Source organism: Pseudolysinimonas sp. (assembly GCF_044239695.1).
GTDB lineage: Bacteria > Actinomycetota > Actinomycetes > Actinomycetales > Microbacteriaceae > Pseudolysinimonas_A.
This window is the reverse complement of record NZ_JBIIAW010000070.1, coordinates 1-15,981: the sequence shown is the minus strand read 5'-3', so window position 1 is coordinate 15,981 and position 15,981 is coordinate 1. Positions and strand designations below refer to the sequence as shown.

General features: G+C 71.7%; 16 protein-coding genes. 14 read left to right on the top strand and 2 right to left on the bottom strand.

The annotated features are described in order from the left end of the window. Positions 1-1,580, top strand: a 1,580-nt coding sequence (locus tag ACILQS_RS11215; RefSeq protein ID WP_395640213.1) for a LuxR C-terminal-related transcriptional regulator, incomplete at its 5' end; no start/stop codon positions are given. On the opposite strand, the gene ACILQS_RS11210 is transcribed toward ACILQS_RS11215, so the two are convergent. Then, positions 1,570-2,022, bottom strand: coding sequence for a hypothetical protein (locus tag ACILQS_RS11210; protein WP_395640212.1), 453 nt, complete (start codon positions 2,020-2,022; stop codon positions 1,570-1,572). The two genes, ACILQS_RS11215 and ACILQS_RS11210, sit on opposite strands and share 11 nt — an antisense overlap. A 106-nt stretch (positions 2,023-2,128) precedes the next feature. Here ACILQS_RS11210 and ACILQS_RS11205 point away from each other — a divergent pair, with 106 nt between their 5' ends. Further along, the gene (locus ACILQS_RS11205) at positions 2,129-2,509 is read left to right on the top strand and encodes a hypothetical protein (RefSeq protein ID WP_395640211.1); all 381 of its coding nucleotides are present in this window, start codon (positions 2,129-2,131) and stop codon (positions 2,507-2,509) included. A 30-nt stretch (positions 2,510-2,539) separates the two neighbouring features. Here ACILQS_RS11205 and ACILQS_RS11200 read toward each other — a convergent pair whose 3' ends face one another. Beyond that, positions 2,540-3,565 carry a VanZ family protein gene (locus ACILQS_RS11200; protein WP_395640210.1) on the bottom strand — a complete coding sequence of 342 codons (1,026 nt, stop codon included), beginning with the start codon at positions 3,563-3,565 and terminating at the stop codon, positions 2,540-2,542. Positions 3,566-3,725: 160 nt separating this feature from the next. Here ACILQS_RS11200 and sucC point away from each other — a divergent pair, with 160 nt between their 5' ends. The 12 genes from sucC to ACILQS_RS11140 all read left to right on the top strand — a co-directional run. Then, positions 3,726-4,895 (top strand): ADP-forming succinate--CoA ligase subunit beta, encoded by a 1,170-nt coding sequence (gene sucC / locus ACILQS_RS11195; RefSeq protein ID WP_395640209.1) that lies wholly within the window; start codon positions 3,726-3,728, stop codon positions 4,893-4,895. Positions 4,896-4,943: 48 nt separating this feature from the next. Next, complete coding sequence (gene sucD / locus ACILQS_RS11190; RefSeq protein WP_395640208.1) at positions 4,944-5,843, top strand: succinate--CoA ligase subunit alpha; 900 nt, start codon at positions 4,944-4,946, stop codon at positions 5,841-5,843. 68 nt (positions 5,844-5,911) lie between these two features. Further along, positions 5,912-7,465: an alpha/beta hydrolase gene (locus ACILQS_RS11185; RefSeq protein WP_395640207.1), complete on the top strand. Its 1,554-nt coding sequence runs from the start codon at positions 5,912-5,914 to the stop codon at positions 7,463-7,465. Between the two features lie 23 nt (positions 7,466-7,488). Next, complete coding sequence (locus ACILQS_RS11180; protein ID WP_395640206.1) at positions 7,489-8,706, top strand: DUF6350 family protein; 1,218 nt, start codon at positions 7,489-7,491, stop codon at positions 8,704-8,706. 10 nt (positions 8,707-8,716) lie between these two features. Then, positions 8,717-9,304 carry a phosphoribosylglycinamide formyltransferase gene (gene purN, locus ACILQS_RS11175; RefSeq protein WP_395640205.1) on the top strand — a complete coding sequence of 196 codons (588 nt, stop codon included), beginning with the start codon at positions 8,717-8,719 and terminating at the stop codon, positions 9,302-9,304. Next, positions 9,301-10,887 carry a bifunctional phosphoribosylaminoimidazolecarboxamide formyltransferase/IMP cyclohydrolase gene (gene purH / locus ACILQS_RS11170; protein WP_395640204.1) on the top strand — a complete coding sequence of 529 codons (1,587 nt, stop codon included), beginning with the start codon at positions 9,301-9,303 and terminating at the stop codon, positions 10,885-10,887. The genes purN and purH overlap by 4 nt, the downstream gene beginning before the upstream one ends. A 67-nt stretch (positions 10,888-10,954) precedes the next feature. After that, complete coding sequence (locus ACILQS_RS11165) at positions 10,955-11,944, top strand: AAA family ATPase (protein ID WP_395640203.1); 990 nt, start codon at positions 10,955-10,957, stop codon at positions 11,942-11,944. A gap of 7 nt (positions 11,945-11,951) precedes the next feature. Continuing rightward, positions 11,952-12,839, top strand: coding sequence for a DUF58 domain-containing protein (locus ACILQS_RS11160; protein WP_395640202.1), 888 nt, complete (start codon positions 11,952-11,954; stop codon positions 12,837-12,839). Continuing rightward, positions 12,829-13,302 (top strand): hypothetical protein, encoded by a 474-nt coding sequence (locus ACILQS_RS11155; RefSeq protein WP_395640201.1) that lies wholly within the window; start codon positions 12,829-12,831, stop codon positions 13,300-13,302. The genes ACILQS_RS11160 and ACILQS_RS11155 overlap by 11 nt, the downstream gene beginning before the upstream one ends. After that, a complete protein-coding gene (locus ACILQS_RS11150; RefSeq protein ID WP_395640200.1) occupies positions 13,293-14,270 on the top strand; it encodes a VWA domain-containing protein in 978 nt (325 codons plus the stop codon). The genes ACILQS_RS11155 and ACILQS_RS11150 overlap by 10 nt, the downstream gene beginning before the upstream one ends. Then, positions 14,267-15,262, top strand: a complete 996-nt coding sequence (locus ACILQS_RS11145) for a VWA domain-containing protein (protein WP_395640199.1) — start codon at positions 14,267-14,269, stop codon at positions 15,260-15,262. The genes ACILQS_RS11150 and ACILQS_RS11145 overlap by 4 nt, the downstream gene beginning before the upstream one ends. After that, positions 15,259-15,981, top strand: a 723-nt coding sequence (locus tag ACILQS_RS11140) for a hypothetical protein (RefSeq protein WP_395640198.1), incomplete at its 3' end; no start/stop codon positions are given. The genes ACILQS_RS11145 and ACILQS_RS11140, both read left to right, overlap by 4 nt.

Sequence of the window (15,981 nt, the reverse complement as noted above, 5' to 3'; positions counted from 1 at the left end):
TGCGCCTGGGAACACCCGGCGGGGCGCCACCCGAAGACGTGGCGTGGGCCGCCGCGCACGCCCGCGCCTCCGGTGACCTGCGGGCGGCGACGGAGCTCGCGGCGCTCGCGCTCGCCGCGGGCGACCTCGAGCCGTCGGTGCGCTTCGACACGTTGCTGACGTCGGGCATCGGCCGGTCGAGTACCGGCGACCTCGACGGCGCCGACCTCGACTTCGACCGGGCGGCGGCGCTCGCGACGGATGCGTCGCAGCGCGTGCTGCTGGCTTCCGTGCGCGGCGAACACCTCGCCTATCGCCGCGGCGACGTCGCCGCCGCCGTCGAGCAGGCGGTCGAGGTGCGGCGTTCCGTGCCCGACGGGGTCGCCGTGACACTCGACGCCGATCTCGGGATCTGGCGGGCGATCCTCGGCCACGCGTCCGCCGCCGAGGGGCCCGACGCCGAGCGAGCCCCGGAATCCCCCGACCTCGCCGTGCGCGCGGCGATGGCCGCCGTGATGACCGAGTCGATGGGCGGTCGGCACGCCGAGGCCCGTGCCTGGGCCGAGGTCCTCGCCTCCGTGCAGGCGAGACACGGCGTGCTCGAGCCGTTCGCCGCGGCGATGCTCGGTCATCAGCGCTACTTCGATCTTCTCGCCCGCGGCGAGGGGGAGGCGGCCGCCGCCTTCGTGGAGGAACGCCGCGCCGCGACCCCCGACGCCGGCGTCGGGGTGTGGACCTACACGCTCGGCATCCATCGGATGTACAACGGGCGACTGGTCGAGGCCGAACGACTCGCCAGCCTCGCCGTCGACCAGCTCTCCGCCCGCGACGGCATCGGTCTGCTCCCGGCGGCCCTCGCACTGCGGGCGTGCGTGGCGGCCTACCGCGGCGAGCACGAGGTGGCTCGCGCCCGCCTCGCCGACCTCGCTCCCGAGCAGCGCGCGGAGCCGAAGGCGGCGATGCTGCTGGCCGAGAGCGCGGCGCTGCTCGCCGCGGTGGAGGGCGACCACGAGACGGCGGTCACGGTTCTCGAGCAGGCGGCGGAGGGCGCCCGGTCGGTCGGATACCACCTCGTGGGCGCGATCACGATCGCGCTCGCGATCCGACTCGGTCAGGCGGACCGGGCTGTGTCGGTGCTCACCCGCATCCGCGCCGAGGTGCCGCCGGGCCTCGGTCTCTACGACGCGTTGCTCGGTGTCGCCGGAGCACTCTCCGCCCGCGACGCCGACGGGGTGGCGCGCGGCGCCTTGCGGGTGGCGGCGGCCGGGATGGCGCCCGTGGCGCTCGACGCCCTCGTGCTCGCGCGGCGGTTCCCGGCCGGGACGGAGGCGCGGCGCCGGGTCGAGCTCACGACCGTCGCGATCGGGCGCGGCGTCGACGCGCCGTTGCTGCAGACCCGTGAGCCTCCGCTGCTCACCGAACGCGAACGCTCGGTCGCGGTGGCCGCCGCCTCCCGGGAGCGCAGCCGCGAGATCGCCGAGCGGCTCGGGGTCTCGGTGCGCACGGTCGAGAATCAGCTCGCGTCGGTGTACCGCAAGCTCGGGGTCTCGTCGCGCGACGAGCTCCGTGACGCGCTCGAGGAGACCGGGCTCACTCCTTGATCGTCACGCTCTCGACGAGCTGGATCGTCTCCCCGTCGGTCAGGAGGCTGAGCGCCACGTTGTACCGATCGTTCTCGTAGATCCAGGTCTTCAGTTCGCCCAAATCGGACGTCGCGATCTCGGTGTACCCGCCGGCGACGAGCTCCGCCACCACGGCCTCGGCGACCGCCGCATCGTCGATCGCGTAGGTCAGCTGGAAGATGTTGTCGACGGCGAGGCTCGTCACCGGCAGTCCCGGCGGAATCGGCACGTCAGCCGGGAAGCCGTCCGGGATGCTCGCCGAGCCGTCGCTGTCGACATCGACATCCACTCCGGTCGCCTCCTCGACGATCCCCTCGATGCCGCTCTCGGTCAGCTCCTCGAGCGGGTTGGCGAAGCATCCGGCGAGGGTCAGGGTGAGCAGGCCCGCCGTGAGCAGGGCGGCCGGGGTGGTGAGGCGCATGGGGTCTCCAGAGAACGGCTGTCAGGTCTGCCGACAGTCGACCGGACGAGGGGTGCGCGGGCAATGAGTAGAGAATGCCTAACCGAGCGCCGGGTAGCGTGAGGCCATGGCCGCCACCTACGACTTCGCACTCAACGGCGACCCTGCCACCGCGCACCAGGTCGTGCTCGGCGCCCTGTCGAGCATCGGGCACCGGGTGTCGCCCCTCGCCGACGGCACGTTCGCGGTCGCCCGGGGCAGCGAGAAGGCGACGTTCTGGCTCGGCGCCCTGAGTGGGAAGAACTTCCACACCAGGTTCAGCCTGCAGTTCTTCGACGGCGCGGCCGGCACGGTCGCGCGCTTCACCCGGGTCGGCGCCCTGGGCGGGCTCAAGGGCGGGGTCATCGGCGCCTCGAAGACGACCGACGTGTTCCACGAGGCGGCCAGGACCATCGACGCGGTAACCCGTCAGTCCGGGATCCTCGGCAGCGTCACCGAGCACGCCTGACCCATCGGGCGAGCGCCCGCCGGTGCTCTCTCACCCCAGCTCGATCGGCTTCTCCGGCGTTCGGGCCGGGGCGACCGTCATCCCCGAGGCGAGGTGGGCGAGCCCGCGCCGGTCCCGGTTCGCGATGAGCACGACGAGGGACACGGCGACGAACACGGCGGCCGCCGGGGGAGGCACGAGGGTGAGCAGGACGTACCCGCCGATCCCGGCCACGAGGCGCACGAGACGCCAGAGCAGGCGTGGATGGCGGGTCTCGATGCCGCGCAGCAGCACGACGTGCTCGCCGATGCTCGATCCGGTGCCGAGAATCACGACGGCGTGGATCAGGAAGGCGGCCACCGACCCGGGCCAGGTCGCATCGACCCACGCGGGAAGGTCGTACTCGACTCGCGCGAGACCCAGGACGGCGGTCGTGGTCACCAGGACGCCGACGACGACCGCGAGATCACAGACCATGCCGAGGAAGCGGTGCCAGAAGGTGACGCGACGCGGCGGAGGCAGCACCCGGCCGTCCGGGCGCCAGCGGGCGAAGAGTGGCAGAGCGATGAGCGATCCGATGGTGGCGCCCAAGGTGTTGGCCACGAGGTCGCCCGTGTCGAAGAGCCGGTAGGCGCACGGGAAAACCCCCCACACCCCGGTCACCTGGGTGGTCTCGATCAGCAGGGAGCCGCCGAGGCCGACGAGAGTGGCGACGACGACCCCGCGCCCGGCGAGACCGCGCAGCAGCGCGCCGAGCGGCACGAAGAGTGCGATGTTGAGGACGACCTGCTCGAGGGCGGGATTCTGCAGGCCGAGCGCGAGAAAGCGGGGTTCGAGGATGGCGACGAACGCCGCGAGCGGGTCGAGCTCCACGCCGACGCAGCGGTACGGCCCATCCGGCAGCGGGAGGAGGGTGTAGGCCCAGAGAGCGAGCACATAGATCAACAACGCCAGCCACGCGAGGGTGCGCGCCCAGGTCAGCCCCCCGCGTCGACGGAAGCTGAAGGGGACGAAGAGGGCGATCGCGGCGACGCCGCCGACGATCAGCGCCAGAATTCCGGGCAGCAGGCGATCCATGCGGTCATCTAAGCGCATCGTGCGAGGCGCCCGATGCGGCGAGGTAGGCTGTCGCTGCGCCGAAAGTATCTCGACATCGAGTTATCTCGACATCGAGAGAAGACCCGGCCCGCCACCGAGCATCCCAACTCCCCGAGAAGACGGAAGAAGAAACTTCAGCGTGGATCTGTACGAGTACCAGGCCCGTGAGATGTTCGAGAAGCACGGCGTTCCCGTGCTCGCCGGCATCGTCGCCGAGACGCCCGCGGAGGTGCGTGCCGCAGCCGAGAAGCTCGGCGGCGTGACCGTCGTCAAGGCGCAGGTCAAGACCGGAGGTCGCGGCAAGGCCGGCGGCGTCAAGGTCGCCAAGACCCCCGAGGATGCCGAAGAGGCCGCGAAGGCGATCCTCGGCCTCGACATCAAGGGCCACATCGTCAAGAAGGTCATGGTCGCCGCGGGCGCCGACATCAAGGAGGAGTACTACTTCTCCGTGCTGCTCGACCGGGCCAACCGCTCCTACCTCTCGCTCGCCTCGTACGAAGGCGGCATGGAGATCGAGCAGCTCGCCGAAGAGCGCCCTGAGGCGCTCGCCCGCATCGAGGTCGACCCGATCGCCGGCATCGACCTCGCGAAGGCGACGGAGATCGCGGTCGCCGCGAAGTTCCCCGCCGAGATCGTCGACAAGGTCTCCGAGGTCATCGTGAAGCTCTACGGCGTCTACGCCGACGAGGACGCGACGCTCGTCGAGGTCAACCCGCTCGTGCTCACCGGCGCCGGCGACATCGTCGCCCTCGACGGCAAGGTCACGCTCGACGAGAACGCCGGCTTCCGTCACCCCGAGCACGAGGCGCTCGTCGACCAGGATGCGGCCGACCCGCTCGAGGCGAAGGCCAAGGCGCACGACCTCAACTACGTGAAGCTCGACGGCGAGGTCGGCATCATCGGCAACGGCGCGGGGCTCGTGATGAGCACCCTCGACGTGGTCGCCTACGCGGGCGAGAAGCACGGCGGCGTGAAGCCCGCCAACTTCCTCGACATCGGCGGCGGGGCCTCGGCGACGACGATGGCCGCGGGCCTCGACGTCATCCTCGGCGACCCGCAGGTGAAGAGCGTGTTCGTCAACGTCTTCGGCGGCATCACCTCGTGCGTCGCCGTCGCGGACGGCATCGTGAAGGCGCTCGAGATCCTCGGCGACTCGGCCACCAAGCCGCTCGTCGTGCGCCTCGACGGCAACCAGGTCGAGGAGGGCCGGGCGATCCTCGCCGCGGCGAACAACCCCCTCGTGACCCTCGCCACCACCATGGACGACGGCGCCGACAAGGCCGCCGCTCTCGCTTCGACCGCTGGTTGAGCAGCGCCGCAGGCGCGTGTCGAAACCCACACTTCTAAGGATTAGAGAATGTCGATCTTCCTGACCAAGGACTCCAAGGTCATCGTCCAGGGCATCACCGGCGGCGAAGGCACCAAGCACACGGCGCTCATGCTCAAGGCCGGCACGCAGGTCGTCGGCGGCGTCAACGCCCGCAAGGCCGGCACGACGGTCGAGCACACCGACAAGGACGGCAACCCGGTCTCGCTGCCGGTCTTCGCGACCGTCGCCGAGGCCATCGCCGCGACCGGCGCCGACGTGTCGATCGCGTTCGTGCCCCCGGCGTTCTCGAAGGACGCGATGATCGAGGCCATCGACGCCGAGATCCCGCTGCTCGTCGTCATCACCGAGGGCATCCCCGTGCAGGACACCGCCGAGGCCTGGGCCTACGCGGCGAGCAAGGGCACGACGCGCGTCATCGGCCCGAACTGCCCCGGCATCATCACCCCCGGCGAGTCGCTCGTCGGCATCACGCCGAACAACATCACCGGCAAGGGACCGATCGGCCTCGTGTCGAAGTCGGGCACCCTGACCTACCAGATGATGTACGAGCTGCGCGATCTCGGCTTCTCGACCGCGATCGGCATCGGCGGCGACCCGATCGTCGGCACGACCCACATCGACGCGCTCCGGGCGTTCCAGGACGACCCCGAGACGAAGGCGATCGTCATGATCGGCGAGATCGGCGGCGACGCCGAAGAGCGCGCGGCCGACTTCATCAAGGCCAATGTGACGAAGCCGGTCGTCGGCTACGTCGCCGGCTTCACGGCCCCCGAAGGCAAGACGATGGGCCACGCCGGCGCGATCGTCTCGGCCGGGGCGGGCAACGCCGAGGGCAAGAAGACCGCCCTCGAGGCTGCGGGTGTCAAGGTCGGCAAGACGCCGAGCGAGACCGCCGCGCTCATGCGGGAGATCGTCGCAGCTCTGTAACACGCGCGGGCACGTTTCCGGGGAACCCCCTCGCTAGGCTGGCGACAGTCTTTCGAGGGGGTTCTTCCATGTCCGTCCGCCGCATCCTTCCGCTCGCCGCACTGCTCACCGTGTCGGCCGTCGTGCTGACCGGCTGTTTCCCGTTCCCGTTCCTGAACGGCGGCGGCGGCAGCGAGACCACGAACACCTCGACCGGCGAAGCCGTGGATGCCGACCTCGAGCGCTTCTACGACCAGGATCTCACCTGGAACGACCTCGGTGGTGGTGTCGACGAGACGATGATCACCGTCCCGCTCGACTGGGACGACCCCGCCGGCGACACGATCGAACTCGCGATCGCCCGCCACAACGCGACCCGCGATTCGATGGGCTCGATGCTCATGAACCCGGGCGGCCCCGGTGGTTCCGGCTACGAGTTCGTCTCGCTCTACGCGCAGTACATCGTGACTCCCGACGTGCTCGCGAACTACGACATCATCGGCTTCGACCCGCGCGGGGTGGGCCTGTCGTCGCCGATCGTCTGCACCGACGGCGACGAGAAGGACGACCTCCTTTACGGCACGTTCGACAACGCCTACGGCACGGATGCCTGGATCGACGAGCTCACCGTCGCCGAGACGGCCTGGATCGATGCCTGCGTCGAGAACACCGGCGACCTTCTCGGCAACCTCGATGCGGCCTCCGTCGCGCGCGACATGGATGTCATCCGTGCCGTGCTCGGTGACGAGAAGATGACCTTCCTCGGCTACTCCTACGGCACCTACCTCGGTGCCGTCTACGCGGAGCTGTTCCCCGAGAAGGTCGGGCGCATGGTGCTCGATGGAGCCGTCGACCCGCTCGTCGGCGACCTCGACGCGCTCGCAACCCAGATGGCCGGATTCGAGAGCGCCTACCGCGCCTTCCTGCAGTTCTGCTTCGACAGCGGCGACTGCCCGTTCAGCGGCAGCATCGACGCCGCGATGCAGCAGACGGAAGACCTCATCCTCTCCGCCGGCGACCAGGGGCTGGCGGCTTCGGATGATCGCGTGCTCGACACCGCGACGATCGGCACCGGCCTCATCAACAACCTGTACTCCGAGTCGCTCTGGTCGAGCCTCGTGCAGATGCTCGCCGATCTGAAGGCGGCTGACCCCGAGTCGACGTTCGCCAGCGCGGACGAGTACAACAGCCGCGTCGCCCCGGGCGTCTACGAGGGCAACGGCTACGAGATCTACACGGCGGTCACCTGCAACGAGGGCACCCTCGGCACCGATGGCGTCAGCCCGCTCGAGGGTCTCGCGATCATCGAGCAGAAGGCGCCGTACCTCGGCTTCGCGACGGCGCTCGACGACTACGTCGCGCTCGACGTGACCTGCTCGAACTGGCCGTTCGACGTCGCCGACATGCCGACCTCGTACGAGGCGCAGGGTGCTCCGCCGATCCTCGTCGTCGGCACCACGAACGACCCGGCGACGCCGTATGCGCAGGCCGTGTCGCTCTCGCAGCAGCTCTCGAGCGGCGTGCTCGTCACCTACGACGGCGAGGGTCACACGATCTACGCCCAGGGTGTCGCGTGCGTCGACGACACGGTGGATGCCTACTTCCTCCGTGGCGAGGTGCCGAGCGCCGACCCGATGTGCTGACGAACCCGGGATAGGGTCGGCCCGTGACCCGGCGACTGACGGCCCTGTTCTCGGGGCTCGAGGCGCTGCTCGTGCTCGCGATCGGCGTCGCCGTGCCGCTCGTGCCGCTGACGATCGTCTGGGCCGCGCACTTCGGTTTCGCACCGGAGTGGCCGGTGTTCTGGCGGGCGGCGGTGGATGTCTGGCTCCTCGGTCACGGGGTCGACGTCGTCTTCACTCTCGACCCGCTGCTCGCCGCGGGGCTGGGGCTGCCCGCCGCGGGCGACCCGGTGAAGGTCACGATCGCTCTGCTCGGGTTCGCGTTGCTCACCCTGCTCCTCGGTGCCCGCGCCGGCGGCCGGATCGCGGAGACCGGCCATCGGCTGCTCGGCTCGGCGGTGGCCGTCGGGCTGTTCGCCGGTGGTTCGCTCGGGGTCACGTGGACCGCACTGCACGCCGCCGCGCGTCCCTCGCTCGCGCAGGGCGCCATCCTGCCTGCCGCCGTCTTCGGCGCGGGGGTGCTGATCGGCGTGCTGCGCGCGCGGCGAGGGGACGGGACGGGTCGCCTGGCACGCTGGCTCGACGACCGGCCGCCGCTGCTGCGGGCCGGTGCCGGCGCCGCCCTGCGCGCGGGGATCGGCGCTGTCGCGATCACCGTCGCCGTGGCCTCGGTGCTCGTCGCTCTGCTCTTCGTCGTGCGCTTCGCCGACATGATCGGACTGTATGAGACCCTGCACACCGAGGTCGTCGGCGGGATCGCGCTGACCGCCGGGCAGTTGGCCCTGTTGCCGAATCTCATCCTCTGGGCGGCCGCCTGGCTCGTCGGACCGGGCTTCGCGCTCGGCGTCGGGTCGCACGTGTCACCGGTCGGCACCGCCCTCGGCCCGATCCCGGCGCTCCCGGTCTTCGGCGCGCTGCCGACGGGTGACTCGGCGTTCGGATTCGCCGGAGTGCTCGTGCCCGTCGTGGCGGCGTTCTTCGTCGGGGTCGCGGTGCGACCGGCCCTCGCGCGGGCGCTCGGCCCGGTCGGGCCGCTCGCGGTCCTCGGGGTGGCCGCCGCCGGCGGGGCCGTCGGCGGCCTGCTGCTGGGCGTCCTCGCGGCGGCGTCGGGCGGTGCCGCGGGCCCCGGACGGCTGGCCGAGGTCGGCCCGGATCCGGTGGCCGTGGGTCTTGTCGCCGCGCTCGAGTTCGCACTCGGGATCGGCATCGGTCTCGCCGCCGCGTCCCGGCTGCCGTCCCGGGGCCGGGAGTCGCGCCGATAGGGTGGGCTACGTGCTCCGGCTCGTCGTCCTCATCTCCGGGGGCGGGAGCAACCTCCGCGCCCTCCTCGAGGCGAGCGAGGACGCGCAGTTCCCGGCCCGGGTCGTCGCGATCGGGGCCGACCTCGCGGCTGACGGTCTCGCGCACGGCGAGGAGTACGGCATCCCGACTTTCGTCGTGCCGTTCTCGGCGTTCCCGACCCGCGAGGCGTGGGGGGAGGAGCTGCTGGCCCAGGTGCGGCAGTGGGACGCCGATCTGGTGATCCTCTCCGGCTTCATGCGGCTGCTGCCGCCGGCCGTGGTCGATGCCCTGACCCCGAACCTGCTGAACACGCATCCGGCGTATCTGCCCGAGTTCCCCGGCGCGCACGGCGTGCGCGACGCGCTCGCGGCCGGGGTGTCGCAGACCGGGGCGAGCGTCATCGTCGTCGACGCCGGCGTCGACACCGGTCCGATCGTCGCGCAGGAGCGCATCCCGGTGCTGCCCGGCGACACGGAGGCGCGCCTGCACGACCGCATCAAGCTCGTCGAACGGGACCTGCTCGTGCAGGTCGTGCTCGACATCGCCAATGGCCACATCGATCTAAAGGAGCTCCGTTGAGCGGCGCCACCATCGACCCGTCCCTGTACCGCGAGCGCGACCTCGTGCCGATCAAGCGCGCGATCGTCGCGGTGAGCGACAAGACGGGACTCGTCGACCTCGCCCGGGCGCTCGCCGACGCGGGCGTCGAGATCGTCTCGACCGGCGGCACGTCGGCGGCGATCGCGGCGGCCGGCATCCCGGTCACCCAGATCGGCGACCTGACCGGATTCCCGGAGCACCTCGACGGCCGCGTGCGCACCCTGCACCCGAAGGTGCACTCGGGCCTCCTCGCCGACCTGCGCCTGGAGTCGCACGAGGCCGAGCTGGCGCACTTCGACATCGCGCCGTTCGAACTCGCGGTGATCAACCTCTACCCCTTCGCCGCGACGGTCGCCTCCGGGGCCGAGCCGGATGCCGTGGTCGAGCAGATCGACATCGGCGGCCCGGCGATGGTGCGGGCGTCGGCGAAGAACCACGCGAACGTCGCCGTCGTCGTGAACCCCGCGCGGTACGGCGACATCGTGGATGCCCTCGCCGCCGGCGGCACCTCGCTGCTGCAGCGCCGCGAGCTCGCGCGCGAGGCCTTCCGGCACACCGCGACGTACGACATCGGCGTCGCCTCCTGGATCGGCAACGTGCTCGCCCCCGACGACGAGGGCAGCGGCTTCCCGCAGTGGATGGGGGCGTCGTGGGAGCGCGCCGACGTGCTGCGCTACGGCGAGAACTCGCACCAGCGCGCCGCCCTCTACACGTCGCCGAACGGCGCCGGCATCGCGCAGGCCCGGCAGCTGCAGGGCAAGGAGATGTCGTACAACAACTACGTCGACGGGGATGCGGCGGTGCGCGCCGCGTACGATCACGCGACCCCGACGGTGGCGATCATCAAGCACGCGAACCCCTGCGGCATCGCGACGGCCGGCACGATCGCGGAGGCCCACGCCCGCGCGCACGCGTGCGACCCGGTGTCGGCGTTCGGTGGCGTGATCGCGTCGAACCGGCCGATCACCCGCGAGGCGGCGGAATCGATCGCCCCGATCTTCACCGAGGTGATCATCGCGCCCGGATTCGAACCCGGGGCGCTCGAGGTTCTCGCCGGCAAGACGAACCTCCGGCTGCTCGAGCTGCCGGACGGCTTCGGCGACGGCGGCACCGAGTTCCGCCGCATCTCCGGCGGGCTGCTCGTGCAGACCGTCGACGCGCAGTTCGCGCCGGCTCTGCAGTGGAAGCTCGCCGCCGGCCCCGCCGTCGACGAGGCCACGCTCGCCGACCTCGACTTCGCCTGGCGGGCCTGCCGCGCGGTGAAGTCGAACGCGATCCTGCTCGCGTCCGGCGGCGCGTCGGTCGGCGTCGGCATGGGGCAGGTCAACCGCGTCGACTCGTGCAGGCTCGCGGTCGAGCGCGCGGGCGACCGGGCGCGGGGGAGCGTGGCGGCATCCGATGCCTTCTTCCCGTTCGAGGACGGGCCGCAGATCCTCATCGATGCGGGCGTGCGCGCGATCGTGCAACCCGGCGGATCGGTGCGCGACGCCGAGACCATCGCGGCGGTCGAAGCGGCCGGCATCACGATGTACTTCACCGGCGAGCGGCACTTCTTCCACTGACCGTCGATCGCGCGGCGGTTAGGCTGGCAGACCGAGTGTGAATTCTCCTCAACTGAAGGTGCCGATCGTGAACCCACCCTCCGCCGAGCGACTCCAGGCGGCGCGCGACGTCGTCGACCGCATCTCGAGCGCGTACTCGGAGCGCATCGTCGGACAGGATCGCCTGCGCACGAGCCTGCTCATCGCGCTCATGGCGGGCGGCCACGTGCTGCTGGAGAGTGTGCCGGGGCTGGCCAAGACGACCGCGGCGAGCACGCTCGCCGACACGATCGACGGCAGGTTCAAGCGCATCCAGTGCACCCCCGACCTGATGCCGAGCGACATCACCGGCAGCCAGATCTACGACGCGCAGACGGGCGCCTTCCGCACCGTCCTCGGCCCGGTGCACGCCAACGTCGTACTGCTCGATGAGATCAACCGGTCCAGCGCGAAGGCCCAGAGCGCGATGCTCGAAGCGATGCAGGAGCGCCAGACCACCATCGGCGGCGAACTGCACGAGCTGCCCGACCCGTTCCTGGTGATCGCGACCCAGAACCCGATCGAGCAGGAGGGCACCTACGAGCTGCCCGAGGCGCAGATGGACCGCTTTCTGCTCAAGGAGATCCTGCAGTACCCGAGCCCGGCCGAAGAGCTGGAGGTGCTCGAGCGCCTCGACTCGGGAGTGCTCGCCGTCGGCAGCCACGCCGAGAAGGTCGCCACCCTCGCCGACGTGAAGCTCCTGCAGGAGGTGACGGAGGGCATCCACGTCTCCCCGGAGGTGCGGAACTACATCGTCGGGCTCGCCTATGTGACGCGGAACCCCGAACAGTACCTCGGGGCGGAGCGGGCTCGGCTGATCAAGTACGGCGCGAGCCCGCGAGCCTCCATCGCCTTCGTGCGCGCCACCCGTGCGCTCGCCCTGCTGAGCGGGCGCGACCACGTCATCCCCGAGGATGTCTCCAGCCTGCGTCACGTCGTGCTGCGGCACCGCGTGCTGCTGAGCTACGAGGCCGAGGCGGAGGGCGTGCGCAGCGAAGACATCATCGACGCCGTCTTCGGTGCCGTGCCGGTGCCCTGACCTCGCCATGGCCGGCCTCCTCGCCCGGGTGAAGAGCAAGCTCTTCATCTCCTCGACGCTCCGCTCCGCGCATCCGCTCGACGGCGGATACGCGTCGCTCGTGCGCGGGCGGAGCCTCGACTTCGAAGACCTGCGCCCCTACGAGGCGGCCGACGAGGTGCGCGACATCGACTGGCGGGCGACGGCGCGCGCGGGGGAGCCGATGGTGCGCCGCTCCAACGCGGAGCGACGGCACACCGTGCTGTTCGTCGTCGACAGCGGCAGCGGGATGCGCGCGCTCGCCCGGGACGAGCACGCCAAGAAGGATCTCGCGCTGCTCGTCGTCGGTGCGCTCGCCACGCTCGCGGTGCGTCACGGCGACGACGTCGTGCTGCTGCACTCCGACGGCGGGCGCGCCCGGCGCTTCGAATCGCGCCGCTCGGAGGGTGGGATCGAGCTGATGCTGCGGGCGCTCGACGCCGCGATCGACGCGGCCGAGGTGCCCGCGCCGCGCGACGAGCTGCTGCGGGCCGTCGCCCGCACCTTCGCCCGGCGGATGATCGTCGTGCTCGTCACCGATGAGGCGCCGATCAGCGCCGAGGGGGAGCGCGAACTGCGCCGCCTCCGCGTGCAGCACGACCTGGTGTGGCTGACGCTGCGCGACGCCGACCCCGTGCTCGCCGTGCGGTCGCCCGGGGTACGCCGCGACGCGTCGACGGGATGGGCCGTGCCCGAGTTCCTGCACGGCAGCGCAGAGGTGGTCGCCGAACTGCAGGCTCAACGTGCGGAGGCCGACCTGCGCCGCGCCGGCCTGCTCGACCCGCTGGCGATCACCCACGCGACGCTCGACGGCCAGGACACGGCGGTCGCCGCCCTGTTGCGGATGCTGCACCGGAGGGCCGCCCATGCCCGATGACGACCTGCTGTATCCGCCGACCCAGTACGGCGCCGGGTGGCTGCTGCTCCTGCTGGCGATCATCGTCGCGCTCCTCCTCGTCGCGGTGCTCGTCGCCGTGCTCACCCGACCGAAGCGCGCGGTGACGCCGCTCGCCGCCGATCCGGCCGTGCTCCTGCAGCAGCTGCGGGGCGAGTACCTCGCCCGGATCGACGACATCGATCGGCGCGCGCGGTCGGGCGAGATCGACCCCCGGCGCGCACACGCCGAACTGAGTCGCCTCATGCGCGCGTTCGTCGGGGAGTACAGCGGGATCGAGGCGCCGGTCATGACGCTCCGGGACCTCGTCGCCCGCGGGGTGCACCCGTCGCTCATCGACGCGATCGGCCGGTTCTCGTACCCGAGTCTCTTCCCGCGGAAGCCCCCCGTCGATCCGGCACTCGGCGCCGACGCCGCACGGCAGGTGGTGCACACGTGGCACTAGAGCTGCCCTGGCTGGCCCTCGGCGTCGCCGTGCTCGGCGTCGCGGCCGTCGTCGTCGGCGTGCTGCGGGCCGGGCGCTCGCGCGCGACCCCGGGTTCGGCGCAGACCGTCGTCGCGGCCGAGCGGGTGCGGGCGCTGCAGAGCGTCGCCCGTGTCGTGCGCCGCCGGGTCGTCGCCGCCGTCGGTCTCGTCGTGCTGGCGACCTGCGCCCTCGGGGCGGCCGCCGTCGTCGCGGCGCGGCCGATGGCCGAGCAGATCATCGAACCCGAGACCCGCAGCCGCGACGTCATGCTCTGCCTCGACGTCTCCGGGTCGATGACGGATGTCGACGCCGAGGTCGTCGCGCTCTTCGACCGTCTCGCCCGGGACTTCGAGGGCGAACGCATCGGGCTGACGATCTTCAACGGCTCCCCGGTGCGGATCTTCCCGCTCACCGACGACTACGCCTTCGTGCGAGACCAGCTGGCGAGCATCCGGGCCAGCTTCGAGAGCTACGACGAGGTGCCCGAGTACTGGATCGGCACCCTCAACGGCCCGGGCGCCTCACTCGTCGGCGACGGGCTCGCCGCGTGCGCACTCGGCTTCGACAGCCCCGACACCGAGCGCTCCCGGTCGATCATCCTCGCGACCGACAACGAGGTGAACGGGGCCGAGTCGGTCAGCCTCGAGGATGCCGCCGGGTACGCGCGCTCGCTCGACGTGCGGGTCTACGTGATCGATCCCGCCGACTCCGAATCCGCCACGAGCGCCGAACTGCGGGCGGCGAGCGACCTCACCGGCGGGGGCTACTTCGGGCTGCACGACGCGACGACCGTCGAGAGCGTCGTCGCCGAGGTGCAGAGTCAGGAGGCCACGCTCCTGCAGGGTCAGCCGACGATCGTCCGGGTGGATGCGCCCGGGCCCTGGCCAGTTGTCGTCGCGGCGTTCGCTCTGGCGTTCGTCGTCGTCGCCGGGAGGGTCCGCGCATGATCGTCCAGCCCGTGCTGCCCGCGGCCCTCGTCGTCATCGTCGCGCTCGCGGTCGCCGGCCTCGCCGTCTGGCGCGCGGTCGCCAGTCGGGGCTCGTCCCGCCTGGTCTGGATCGGCCGCGTCGCCCTGGTGCTCGCCTGCGGCCTCCTCCTGCTGCGTCCCGGGATCTCCGGGGGCGCGGCCGAGACCCTCGCGGCGGAGGTCGACGTCGTGATCGTGGTCGACGCGACGGCGAGCATCGTCGCGGAGGACTGGGACGGCGACGAGCCGCGACTCGACGGGGTGCGGGCCGACGTCGAGCAGATCGTCGCCCGGTACCCCGGTGCCCGGTTCGCCCTCCTCACCTTCGACTCCGACGCGGTCGTGCGCGTTCCGCTGACGACGGATGCCGCCGCGGTCGTCTCGTCGATCTCGGTACTGCGCCCCGAGGTCACGTCGCGCTCGCAGGGCAGCTCCGTCGGGGTCGCCGCCGGGCTGCTCGAACAGACCCTCGGCGCCGCGGCCGACCTCGCGCCCGAGCGGTCGCGGCTCGTCTTCTACCTCGGGGACGGCGAGCAGACGTCGTCGGGGTTCGTCGAATCGTTCGAGGGCAGCGCCGATCTGGTCGGGGGCGGGGCCGTGCTCGGCTACGGGACCGAGGCCGGGGGGCCGATGCGCCAGACGGATGCCGGCCTCGGCGGTCCCGGCGGCTACATCCTCTACGAGGGCGACGAGGCCCTCTCCGTGATCGACCCGGCGAATCTGCAGCAGATCGCCGCCGACCTCGGCGTCGACTACCAGCAGCGGGCGGCGGGCGACGCCCTCGGACTGCCGGGGGTGCCCGCGACGGCCACCGCACCGGCGGATGGCACGACCGGCACGGTCACGGAACTGACCTGGGTCGTCGCGCTCGTGATCGCCGCCCTGCTCGCCCTCGAGCTGGCGCGCGCGACGACGGCGCTCGTCGAAGCGGCCCGGGTGGCTCCGCGAGCGGCGCGGAAGGACGCGTCGTGACCGCCCCGACCCCGACCCCCGGCGTTCCGCCGCGCGGAGATCGCCGACGTGCCGTGCGCCGCATCGCGCTCATCGCCGGGGTCGTGCTGGCGCTGCCGACCGTCGCCTTCGGCGCGAAGGTGCTGAGCATGTACGCGTTCGCCTACTCCGCGACGGCGTCCTACGTCGAGGGCGACTACCCCGGCACCGTGCAGTCGGCCCGGGGCCAAGAGCCGGTCAACGTCTTCGAGCCCTACAAAGCGCCCTACAACCTGGGGGTGGGGCTCGCCGCGTCGGGCGATCTCGCGGGCGCGCGTGCCGCCTTCGAGTCGGCGCTGCAGCTCGCACCCGGACTCGAGCAGTGCGCCGTGCGGGTGAATCTGGCGATCGTGATCGAGCGCACCGGGGATGCCGAGCTCGCGGATGGCGATCGGACCGCCGCCGTCGCGGCGTGGGAGGAGGCGCTGCAGGTGATGGAGGGGGCGCCGGAGGGGTGCCGCTCGCCTGCGGCGGATGACGTGTCGCCTGACCCGACCCAGAACATGGAGGACACGGTCGACGAGGAGATCCGACGCCTCCTGGAGAAGCTCCAGGATCCGACCGGCGGCACCCCGCCGCCCCAGGACCCGGAGGCCACGGAGACGCCGGAACCCTCGGAGCTGGAGGACCTGCAGGACCAGTTGGATCAGGGTGCCGAGGAGCGCGAGGAGTACGAGTCCGGCGGCGACGACCCCGGCGGC